At 68.6% G+C, this 10,841-nt stretch carries 10 protein-coding genes and 1 tRNA gene; 1 reads left to right on the top strand and 10 read right to left on the bottom strand.

The window, feature by feature from the left end; genetic code table 11:
- From U9978_RS17060 to nadD, 7 genes are all read right to left on the bottom strand, one after another.
- A partial coding sequence (locus tag U9978_RS17060; protein WP_322762133.1) for an ATP-binding protein occupies window positions 1–1,946 on the bottom strand: 1,946 nt, incomplete at its 3' end.
- Window positions 1,943–2,662 (bottom strand): hypothetical protein, encoded by a 720-nt coding sequence (locus U9978_RS17055; RefSeq protein WP_322762132.1) that lies wholly within the window; start codon window positions 2,660–2,662, stop codon window positions 1,943–1,945. The genes U9978_RS17055 and U9978_RS17060, both read right to left, overlap by 4 nt.
- 15 nt (window positions 2,663–2,677) lie before the next feature.
- A complete protein-coding gene (locus tag U9978_RS17050; RefSeq protein WP_322762131.1) occupies window positions 2,678–2,812 on the bottom strand; it encodes a hypothetical protein in 135 nt (44 codons plus the stop codon).
- 46 nt (window positions 2,813–2,858) lie between these two features.
- A tRNA-Ala gene (locus U9978_RS17045) sits at window positions 2,859–2,932 on the bottom strand.
- A gap of 155 nt (window positions 2,933–3,087) precedes the next feature.
- Window positions 3,088–3,786 (bottom strand): histidine phosphatase family protein, encoded by a 699-nt coding sequence (locus U9978_RS17040; RefSeq protein ID WP_322762130.1) that lies wholly within the window; start codon window positions 3,784–3,786, stop codon window positions 3,088–3,090.
- Window positions 3,783–4,190: a ribosome silencing factor gene (rsfS, locus tag U9978_RS17035; RefSeq protein ID WP_322762129.1), complete on the bottom strand. Its 408-nt coding sequence runs from the start codon at window positions 4,188–4,190 to the stop codon at window positions 3,783–3,785. The genes U9978_RS17040 and rsfS overlap by 4 nt, the downstream gene beginning before the upstream one ends.
- A gap of 207 nt (window positions 4,191–4,397) precedes the next feature.
- Complete coding sequence (gene nadD / locus U9978_RS17030) at window positions 4,398–5,024, bottom strand: nicotinate-nucleotide adenylyltransferase (RefSeq protein WP_322762128.1); 627 nt, start codon at window positions 5,022–5,024, stop codon at window positions 4,398–4,400.
- 337 nt (window positions 5,025–5,361) lie between these two features.
- Here nadD and pgm point away from each other — a divergent pair, with 337 nt between their 5' ends.
- Window positions 5,362–7,011 (top strand): phosphoglucomutase (alpha-D-glucose-1,6-bisphosphate-dependent), encoded by a 1,650-nt coding sequence (gene pgm / locus U9978_RS17025; protein WP_322762127.1) that lies wholly within the window; start codon window positions 5,362–5,364, stop codon window positions 7,009–7,011.
- 46 nt (window positions 7,012–7,057) lie between these two features.
- Here pgm and U9978_RS17020 read toward each other — a convergent pair whose 3' ends face one another.
- The 3 genes from U9978_RS17020 to U9978_RS17010 all read right to left on the bottom strand — a co-directional run bounded on the left by U9978_RS17020 (window position 7,058) and on the right by U9978_RS17010 (window position 10,735).
- On the bottom strand, window positions 7,058–8,239 hold the full coding sequence (locus tag U9978_RS17020; protein ID WP_322762126.1) for a DUF4349 domain-containing protein: 1,182 nt from the start codon (window positions 8,237–8,239) through the stop codon (window positions 7,058–7,060).
- A 129-nt stretch (window positions 8,240–8,368) separates the two neighbouring features.
- Window positions 8,369–9,793 (bottom strand): vWA domain-containing protein, encoded by a 1,425-nt coding sequence (locus tag U9978_RS17015; RefSeq protein WP_322762125.1) that lies wholly within the window; start codon window positions 9,791–9,793, stop codon window positions 8,369–8,371.
- A 63-nt stretch (window positions 9,794–9,856) separates the two neighbouring features.
- A complete protein-coding gene (locus U9978_RS17010) occupies window positions 9,857–10,735 on the bottom strand; it encodes a MoxR family ATPase (protein WP_322762124.1) in 879 nt (292 codons plus the stop codon).
- Window positions 10,736–10,841: the final 106 nt, after the last annotated feature.

Below are 10,841 nucleotides of genomic sequence, written 5' to 3'. Positions count from 1 at the left end.
GCCGCGCGCCGCTGCGGGGGCTGGTTGGCCCGCCGCAGCTTCGCCAGGAAGGCGATGTTGACGTTGATCTGGTCGGTGAGGTGCTGGTCGACGCTCAGCGCCAGGGCGGCACGCAGGTCCCGCTCGGCCTGTTCCATGTACGAGTGGAAGTCCCGCCATGCGCGCTCCCTGGTCAGCTGCGCGATGCCCGGCTTCTTCGCCATCTCGCGGCACCGCTTGGCCAGGCCGATCAGCGCGTCGCCGCGCAGCTGGAGCAGTAACGGGTTGTTCGCCCATTCGGGATGTTCCAGCATCTGCCGGTCAATCAGCGCGTAGGCGCCCTCGTCGTCGTGGGCCCGGCGCATCGCGACCACGATGCGCCGCAGCTGGCGCTCCTCCAGCCGCCCGCGGGCCGCGCGCACCAAGAGGTCGATTGCGAGCGGCCGGTCCTCGTCGCGGGCCTGCTCCGTCCCGACGGCCTCGCCCAACAGCAGCAGGACCTGGGACGGCAGGGCGTCGAACTGGCCCGCGTGCGTACGTACCCAGGCGGCGACAGCGGCGGAGTCCCGCCTGGCCAGGTGCACCTCGGCGAAGAGCTGGATCGCGCGGAAGTTGAGCGGATCGTTGCCGAGCACTGCCTCGACCCGCGCCCTGGCCCGATCAAGGTCACCGAGCACGAGCGCCTGTTCGGCCGAGCGGAGATCCCGCAGCGCGGCATGCCGAGGGTGCGCGGGCAGCGTGCAGACCACCCGGACCTGGTCGGCCTCGAAGACCGGCGGCGGGTTTCCCTCCTCCCGCATCAACCGCAGGATCGTGGGAACTCCCTGTCCCTCCGCCTGCGCGAGCTGCATCCGGGCGAAGAACCAGGCCAGCGCCTGGTTCCGCCACCTGGGCGGGGCCGTGCCCGCCCGCAGAACCTCGATGTCGACTCCCGAGGGGAGCGGGCCTGGGGAGGCGACCTCGACGCGATCGGCGAAGACCGTCAGCCGGGTCGGGTCGGCCACCTCGTAGTCGCGGTGCGCCAGTGCGTTCCCCATCGCCTCGTACAAGGCGCGTGTCGGGTACTTGATCGCGTTAGGTGACACCGGATCGGTCTTGTCGAACGCCGTGTACGACTGGACGTCGAACAGTTCCTGCAGCCGTCTGGCCTGTTCGAGGAGATTGCCGGCCAGCTCGTGCCGCTCCGCATGCGGATCTGAGCGGTCCGCTCCCGGATAGATGGAGAAAAAGGTGACCGCTCCGGGGATGAACCGTTGGGTCTCCCGCCCGAACAACAACACGGCGAAGTTGCGCGGCCGTAGGACGCCACTCAGGGGCTCGGCCACGAGCAGGGGTGGGACGAACGCGCTGATGGAGACATCGGGCGACAGGTAGGGCTCGACACCACGATCAGTGGAAAAGACGCCCATACGCTGCAGAGCGTCACGCAACGCGATCAGGTCAAGGTCGGCCTCGGTGGCGCCGTTGCACGGCCTGCGGTCCCATGGCTCGAGGGCACCCTTGCGCACCAGGAGATCCTTGAGCACCCCGTTACGCGCTTCGATCGTCGAGCGGCTGACCCGCACGTAGTGCCTGGTGCCGTCGTCATCCCGCCGGAATGTGTGCGCGCTGCCCGTGGCCGGCTGGACGAAGACCAGGATCCGCCGCTGCGGGTTGTCCGTCGGGAGCTCCTCGACGAGGGGAGTGATCGGCGGCGAGACCTTCGCGCGGCAGAGGGAGAGGACCCTGCCTTCGACCTCCTTGAGCCGGGCGGCGGTGAGGCCGGTCCGCCGCAGGACCGGGAAGCCGTGCTCGTCCCTGTCCTCGGCGACGCCGCAGACCACGTAGCCGCCGCCGAGATTCTGCAGGTCGTTGGCGAACGCGGCGAGCGTCGCCACCACCTTCTCGACGTCGGCGACGTTCTCCTTCCACTCGGTCTGCTCGTTCTCCCGGCGCGCGAGCGCATCGAGATCGACGGAATCGGTCACGACACCACGACCTTCTTGGCAGCCCCGATCAACCGGGCGCATTCCTCCCGCAGGCCGGACAGCGCGGCGTCCACCCCCCGGTCGATCGGGGTGCGGTCGTTGCCGTGGAAGTACACCCGACCCGCCAGGCAGGCGTTCCGGAGCCGGCGGCGCAGCTCCTCGTGGTGGGGGCGCTGACGTCGGCGTTCCTCCGCCATCAGGGCGGGCGTGTCCTGTCCCTTCGTCCCACGCTCCGTTCGCAGGAGCATCTCCCGCGAACGGAACAGCTCCACGATCTCCCGGTCTATGGCGTCGTTGAGCGCCACCAGCCAGTGGCGGCCGCGCCCCCGCACCCCGAGGCTCTGGACGACAGCCTGCAGGTCCAGCATCTTCTGCACATCCCGGGCGACGAACTGGCCGACCTCGTCCACGACGAACATCAGCGTGTGCCCGGGCTTGCGGCGGCTCATCAGCCCGAGCATCTTCGCGAAGCTCGACTTGCCGGAGCCGAAGAAGCCCGAGACCCACACTGCGATGCCCTCGTGCGGCCTGTTCGGCGTCTGCTGGTAGGCGTCGAAGATGCTCGTGTAATGGCCGCGGATGGCGTCGGTGACGACATATTCGTCGATCTCGTCACGGACGATCTCCTCGTCGTCCTGATCGACCTTGATGACCTCCTCGATTCGCCGGCTGATGTCGCTGGCGAAGAGGTCCTTGATCGATTGCGGTGTCATCATCGGAGAGCGTCCATATCAGAAGATCTTCGGGCGGTAGTTGTGCCCGGCGACGTGTTCCACGAGTGGCGAGTACTCCGCGTGCACCGCGTGCACCGCGTCCTCGGAGTCCTTCACGACTCCGAGGACTCGCTCCCCGTCGAAAAAGATCAACCCCGGCAGACCGTGGTCAACCGGGGTTCGAACATGGCAACCCTTGTGGAGCTGAGGGGATTCGAACCCCTGACCCTCACACTGCCAGTGTGATGCGCTACCAGACTGCGCCACAGCCCCAGACGTGCACTTGTTGCTCGTACCGTTCGCTTTACTCTCACCGTTCGTTTGTACCGTTCACACCATACAGGTTCTGCCGAGCACCTCCGTCAGCGACCCGGGGATCTCGGCCTCCGGGCGCACGATCTGACGATCGTCGCACGCCCTTTGGCCCGCTAGGGGGCACTCGGCGAGTGTACCGGTTCGATGTCCGGGGCGGCCGAGACGAGCTGGGCGGGCACACCCGCTTCGGAGACGCCGAGCGCGGCGGTCCCGGCGACCGCCAGGGGGCCGCCGTTGTGCTCGACCAGCCGGAACCTTCCGTCGTCGCTTCGCAGCAGCGTCCAGCGGCAGTTTCCCAGCGGCCCGAACCGCCACCAGGCCGACGGCGGTATGTCCAGGAGCCGTCCGATGAGAGCGCGAGCGGTACCGCCGTGCAGCACCAGCACAGCGAGCCCGTCCGCACCCGGGAACCCTTCGGCGGCGAGATCGTCCAGGACGCCGATCGCCCGCGCGCCGACCTCCGCATAGGTCTCACCACCGCCACGGCGCACATCCTCGCCGCGCCGCCACGCCGCGTTCTCCGCCGGGAAACGGACCGCGGCCTGCTCGGCGGTCAGCCCCGACCACTCCCCCAGCGAGATCTCCCGCAGCCTCGCGTCCATCCGGACCGGGACACCGAGCTCGGCCGCGGTCGCCCGACAACGCAGCAGGTCCGAGGAGACGACGACATCAGGAGCGAGCGCGCGGACCGCGGGCGCGACCAACCGGGCCTGGGCCCGGCCGGTCTCGTCCAACGGCGGATCCGCGTGACCCTGGAACCTGCCGGTGTCGTTCCACGACGTGCGGCCGTGTCGCCACAGCAGGATCCTCACCGGCGCCCGGCTCCCGGCGCGACGGCTTCCACAGTGCGAGAAAGGTCACGGTCCGTGAAGGCGATCTGCGGACAGTCCTTCCACAGTCGTTCCAGTGCGTAGTATATTCGCTCCTCACCGTGCTGCACATGCACCACGACATCGGAAAAATCAAGCAGCACCCAGCGCCCCTCGCGTTCACCCTCGCGGCGGAGCGGCTTGGCCCCAAGCCGGCGCAGCTGCTCCTCGACCCCGTCAACTACGGCCTTGACCTGCCGTTCCGTGTCGGCGGACGCGACGACGAAGCAGTCCGTGATGGCCAGCCGCTCGCTGACGTCCAACACGACGATGTCGCGGGCGAGCTTGTCGGCCGCGGCCTGCGCCGCTTCGAGGGCGAGCTCAACGGCCCGCGGGGATGCGGTCACGAATACACCTCTCCTGACTGGATCACTAGGACGCCTCCGGTTGTCGGGGACATGCCTGTTGATTATGGATTACGGTCGTAGGCGCCGGGCTGGGCCGGCATGGTTCGCCTACCGCCCGTCCAGCCTGACATACTGAACGCTTTCACGTTCCCGCATGTGTCCCGCGCCGGCGTACCGGCCAGGCCACCGGCCCGGTCACAGGTCACATCACCGGCCGGACGGCGCCGGCACGGACGTGACGCCGGCGGGGTCGCGCGGCCGGTACAACCCGCTCTTGGCGATGAAGCGCACCACCCCGTCCGGGGTGAGATACCAGATGGGCGCCCCGCGGCTCACCCGGGCGCGGATGTCGGACGAGGAGATCGCCAGTGCCGGCACCTCCAGGAGGCTGACCGCGTCGCCGGGCAGGCTCGCGTCGAGTTCGAGCTGGTAGCCGGGCCGGGTGACCCCGACGAAATGGGCCAGCCCGAACAACTCCCCGACATCCCGCCAGCTGAGGATCTGCGCCAAGGCGTCCGCACCGGTGATGAAGAACAGCGTGGCCTGCGACCGCATCCGGTGCAGGTCCCGCAGCGTGTCGATGGTGTAGGTGGATCCACCCCGGTCGACGTCAATCCGACTAACCGTGAATTGAGGATTGCCCGCAGTAGCCAGAAAGGTCATCAGGTACCTGTCCTCAGCCGGGGACACGTCCCTGTCCGCCTTCTGCCACGGGCGCCCGCTGGGGACGAAGACCACCTCGTCCAGGTCGAACAGAGCCGCAACCTCGCTGGCGGCGACCAGATGTCCGTTGTGTACTGGATCAAAGGTTCCGCCCATCACCCCGAGCCTCACGGACGGACCGTAACGGGATCACGCCGTGATTTCGACGTCTCGCCGGAATTATCACATCCGTCTCGGCGCCAGTCACGGTCGCGGTCGCAGTTGCGGTCGCGGGGGGCCGCAGTGCACCCCACCGGACAACCGTCGGCGACGACGGCCGTAGGCTGACCGCGTACACCTCGGGCGTCGCCGTTGGCACAGTCCGGTGTCAATGCCCACGCCCCGCCCGTGCCGGTTCGGGTCTGCTCCCATTCCACTCAGTACCCACTCTTGTTCAGTTTTCGTTCATCTATTGTTCGTCATTTGTTTATCATTCATCCGTTACGTCCGGCCTCGAGGAGGCTGTCTGATGCCGGTGAGTCCGCTCGCGGGTCAGCCCGCACCACCTGACATTCTCATCGACGTGGACGCGCTGTCGGCCGCCTACCACGACGACCAGCCCGACCCCGCCGAGGCGTCCCAGCGCGTCTCGTTCGGAACATCCGGGCACCGCGGGTCGTCGCTGCGCCGGTCCTTCAACGCCGACCACATCGTCGCGATCACGCAGGCGATCTGCGAACACCGAACCGCCCACCAGGTGGACGGGCCGCTGTTCGTCGGTGTGGACACCCACGCCCTGTCCGCGCCCGCGCTCGCCAGCGCGCTGGAGGTACTGGCCGCCCACGGGGTGGACACCCGGATCGCGCCGGCCGGGCAGGCCACACCTACCCCGGTGATCTCGCACGCCATTCTCACGCACAACGCCCGCCGCGCAGCCGGGGAGCCCCTCGGCATCGCAGACGGCATCGTCATCACGCCGTCGCACAACCCACCGGCGGACGGCGGGTTCAAGTACAACCCGCCCAACGGCGGGCCGGCTGACACCGCCATGACCACCTGGATCCAAGACCGCGCGAACGCGCTGCTCGCAGCCGGGCTGCGGGGTGTCTCGCGGGTCGCTCCCGAGCGTGCCCGAACGGACGCGACCGTGCACGACTACGTATCGGCCTATGTCGAGGACCTGGCATCCGTGGTCGACCTCGATGCGATCCGCGGCGCGGGTATCAGGATCGGCGTCGACCCCCTCGGCGGCGCGAGCCTGGTCTACTGGCAGGCCATTGCCGAGCGTTACAAACTCGACCTCGACGTGGTCAACACCGCGGTCGACCCACGGTTCGGTTTCATGACCGTCGACTGGGACGGAAAGATCCGGATGGACCCGTCCTCGCCGTACGCGATGGCGTCGCTGCTGCGGTTGAAGGACTCCTTCGACGTGGCGCTGGCCAACGACGCCGACGCAGACCGCCATGGCATCGTGACGCCGGGCGCCGGCCTGCTCAACCCCAACCACTACCTGTCAGTCGCGATCTCCTACCTGTTCGCGCATCGCGGCGGCTGGCCCACCACGGCCTCGATCGGCAAGACCCTGGTCAGCTCCAGCATGATCGACAGGGTCGCCACCGGGCTGGCCCGACATCTCGTCGAGGTTCCGGTCGGTTTCAAGTGGTTCGTGGATGGACTGATCGACGGTTCCCTCGGATTCGGCGGGGAGGAAAGCGCCGGCGCGTCGTTCCTGCGCCGCGACGGCCGGGTCTGGACCACCGACAAGGACGGTCTGATCGCCTGCCTGCTCGCCGCGGAGATCACCGCTGTCACCGGGCAGGACCCCGGCCAACAATACGAGGCGCTCACCAGCCGGTTCGGTGCCCCCGCGTACCGCCGGGTGGACGCCCCTGCCTCCCCCGCGCAGAAGGAGGTCCTGAAGTCCCTGACCCCGGCGGACCTTGGCACCTCGACGCTGGCAGGCGAGCCGGTGACCGCCGCGCTGTCCCACGCCCCCGGCAACGGAGCGGCGATCGGCGGCGTCAAGGTCGTGACCGAGAACGCCTGGTTCGCGGCGCGTCCGTCCGGTACCGAGGACGTCTACAAGATCTACGCGGAGAGCTTCCGCGGAGCCGCGCACCTGGACACCGTCCTCACCGAAGCGCAGTCCGTCGTGGACGCCGCCCTCGCTCGCTGAGGTACGGCGGCGCCCAGGCCCGTCACAACGGCGTCGGAACGGGTCCTCAGGGTTCCGCAACGGTCGGAGCGACAGGCGGAATCGGAGCAACAGGCGGGGCCGGCGGGGTTGGCCGCCCGGTTCGGCGGCGGACCCGCCGGGCCAGGCGGTAGCCGGCATAGCCCGTCGCCGCGGCCGACAGGATCAGGATCATCGGCCCGATCAGCGCGACAACCTCGGTCAGGCCACCGACGAACCTGTCCCAGGACAGCCGGGCGGCCCGGCCGAGACCCCCGTCATCGGTGGCCGGACCGGGCTTGGTCACCGCGCCCTGCTCGCTGACGCCGACGGTGAGGGTAGCAAGATCACTGGAGTCGGCCAGTACCTGGCGCTGACCCTCAAGCTGTTCGATCTGCATCTGTACGCTGTCGATCTGCTGGCGGACCGAGAGGACCTCCCCGATCGTCCCGGCCTTGGCCAGCAGCGCCAGATAGGTGTCCCGGGAACTCTGCAACGCCTTGCGCCGGGACTCCAGATCCACATACTGGCCGGTCACGTCTCGGGTGGACACGGTCGATGCGCGGACGTCGCCGATCTTCCCGACCTGGCTGCGCAGTTGTTCGAACGAACCACTCGGGACCCGCAGGGTGACGTTGGCGTGCTGCCCGTCACCGTCCTGCGCAGCTGCGGTACCGCTGCTCTCCAGCGCGGACAGGTAGCCTCCCAGCCCCTTGGCCGCGGTCTCGATGTCCCGGACGGCCGTGTCCACGCCGCCTGGGCGCACCCACAGCGAGACCGAACCGATGCGGACGATCCGCGGTTCGGCGCCGGCCGGCCGGGCCGGGTCGCTGCGCCCGCCCGGTTGGGCCTCGGTCACACCGGTTGTCCCCGGTTCCGGCACGGCAGCAGAACCTGAACTGACGCTCAAGCCGGAATCATCGGTGGACGCGCCGGTTCCGACGCCGGAACCGGTACTCGAGCCCGCATCGGGACCAGAACCGGTGTTCGAACGAGCGATGCCGGGCGCGACGGGCAGCGCCGCCGTCGAGGAAGCCACGTCCGGCTTCCCGCCGCCGACGATGAGGACGACACCGATGATCGCTAGAATCCCGATGGCGACGGGCGCGAGGAACATCCAGCGCCGCCTGTATGTGACCTTGGCAAAGGGATCATCAACTGAGGCGGTCCCCGACCGGGGTGGCCGTAGGTGTGCCGGGCCGTCCGGCTCCCGGGTGTCTGAACCTGCCATGACCATCACCGTGGCCGTCCTTCCGTCAGCGATCAGCTGTCGCAACGTTGGACGCAGCGGTAGCCCGTTCGGTTCACCCCGATTTCCGGCCGGACGGGGGCGCTGCCCGAAACGCTACGAACCGAAACGCTACGAAGGCAGGAGGCGTTCTATGAACGCTTGGAGCTGCTCGACGTTGCGGCACTCGACCATCTCGTCGACGAGGTCGGCGTAGGCGCGGGTCACCGAGTCACCTGAACCCCAGTAACTACGCGGCTCCGGGTTCAGCCAGTAGGAATGTCTGGCCTGGGCACACAGCTTCCGAAAGACTCCGGATGCGGTCGCCCGATAGTTGTTGCGAGCGTCCCCCAGCACGAGCAGGGAGGTCTTCGGGCCGACCGCGTCGGGATACCGCTGGGCGAACACGTCGAAGGCGTGCCCGTAGTCGCTGTGCCCGTCGAACCAGACCAGATCGGCTTCGCCCGCGATCCGCGCCATCATGTCCCCGAGATCACCTCCCCGCAGGAACCGGGTGACCTCATCGGTGGTGTCGATGAACGCGAACGCCCGGACCCGGGCGAACTGCTCTCGCAGCGCGTGCGTCAGCAGCAGGGTGAAGTGCGCGAACGACGCCACCGAGCCGGAGACGTCGCACAGGACGACGAGCTCGGGTTTGTGCGGCTTGTGCGGACGGTGGTAGGTCTCCAACGGCACGCCACCGGTGGCGAGCGAGGCCCGCACGGTGCGGCGGAAGTCCAGCCGGCCGGAACGCCCCAGCCGGCGGCGAGCGGTCAGCCTGGTCGCGAGCCGGCGTGCCAGCGGGTAGACCTGCCGGCGCAGTTCGACGAGGTCACGCTGGGACGCCCGGAGAAAGTCGACCTGGTCGGCCAGGGGCTTGACCGCGGTCTTCGCCACCGCGTCCACCCCGCGTTCCTCGGCAAGCCGGCGGCGGACCTCGGCAGCGACCATCTCCTCGAACGAGCGGATCCGTTCGGTGATCGTCTGTCGGGCGACCCGCTCGGCAAGACCGCCGGTGGTGGCCCCACCGAGCATCGCGGCCAGCAGGTCCGCGATCAGAGTCTCCGGTGACAGCGCCCGCATGACCCGGTACATGAACCAGGACCGCTGCCCGGCCCCGCCCGGCGTCGAACCGAGGGCGGTCACGGCGTCCCTGGCAAGGCGACGTAGCGTCTCCTCGTCCCCGTCGAGCAGGGCAGCCAGCAGGTCACCGCGCATGACCTCGCGCAGCATGTCCGGATCCAGGTCGGTGACGTCGCCACGCTGTTGCTCGTCGCCGTCCTCAGGCCGGCCCCCGCCATGGTCGCCGAGATCGTCGACGGAGAGGCCGGCGCCGATCCGCGGCGGGAAGTAGAGGTCGAACAACATGTCAAAGGTAGCCCGGTGGGTCGGGCGCTTGCACATCGTCGCCGCGAACGCCGCATGCAGCGCCCCGCGGTCGAGCAGCCCGACCGCACCGAGCGCGCGGGAGGCGTCCACGGTCTCGGCGCTACTCACCGGCACCCCGGCCTTGCGCAGTGCGGCGGTGAACGCCACCGTACGGTCCAGCACGCTCATCTCGGCCGTCCCATCGCCTCAGGCCACGTCAGGCCAGATCACATCCGGTCAGTTCAGGTCAGCTCAGTTCGGACCGAGTTTGAGCTGGCCGATCGCCCGCGCCTGGTCACTCGCGTGCTTGAGGACGACACCCAGCGTGGATGCCACCGCATCCTCGTCCAGGGTGTCGATACCCAGCGCAAGCACGGTCTGCGCCCAGTCGATCGTCTCGGCGATCGACGGCGCCTTCTTCAGCTCCATCGCCCGCAGCGCCCGGATGGTCCGGACGATGGCCTCGGCAAGCTGTTCGGGCAGTTCCGGGACACGGGCGAGGACGATCTCCTTCTCCCGCGCCGACGAGGGGTACTCCAGGTAGAGGTACAGACAGCGGCGCTTGAGCGCCTCGGAGAGCTCCCGCGTCGCGTTACTGGTGAGGACCACGAACGGACGGCGGTTCGCCACAATCGTGCCGAACTCGGGAATCGTCACCTGGAAGTCCGAGAGGACCTCCAGCAGCAGCCCTTCGACCTCGACGTCGGCCTTGTCCGTCTCGTCGATCAGGAGCACGGTCGGGTCGTTGCGCCGGATCGCGGCCAGCAACGGCCTCGCCAGCAGGAACTCTTCGCTGAAAATGTCGTCATGGGTCTCGTCCCACGACTCGTCATTACGCCCGGCCTGGATGCGCAGGAGCTGCTTTTTGTAGTTCCACTCGTAGAGCGCCCGGGCCTCGTCCAGGCCTTCGTAGCATTGGAGTCGGATCAGCTCGGCATCGGTCGCGGCAGCCAGTGCCTTGGCCAGCTCCGTCTTGCCCACACCGGCCGGTCCTTCGACGAGCAGCGGCTTGCGCAGCCGGTCGGCCAGGAAGACGGTCGTGGCGATCGCGTGGTCCGCGAGGTAGCCTGCCGCCTCCAAGCGGCTGCGGACATCCGCCACATCGGCGAAGGCATGCTCCTGTAGCGGCATATACACCTCTCGTGTATGAGCTGAGAACCGTTTCCATAGTGCCAGTAATGGCCGCATGCAGGCGACATCAGCGCGGCCGGCACCGTCGGGAGGAAGGGAGCGAGGG

It is taken from the genome of Protofrankia sp. Cr2 (assembly GCF_963555885.1).
GTDB lineage: Bacteria > Actinomycetota > Actinomycetes > Frankiales > Frankiaceae > Protofrankia.
Note: the sequence above shows the minus strand (reverse complement) of the source record. Positions and strands in the feature narration are given on the sequence as shown.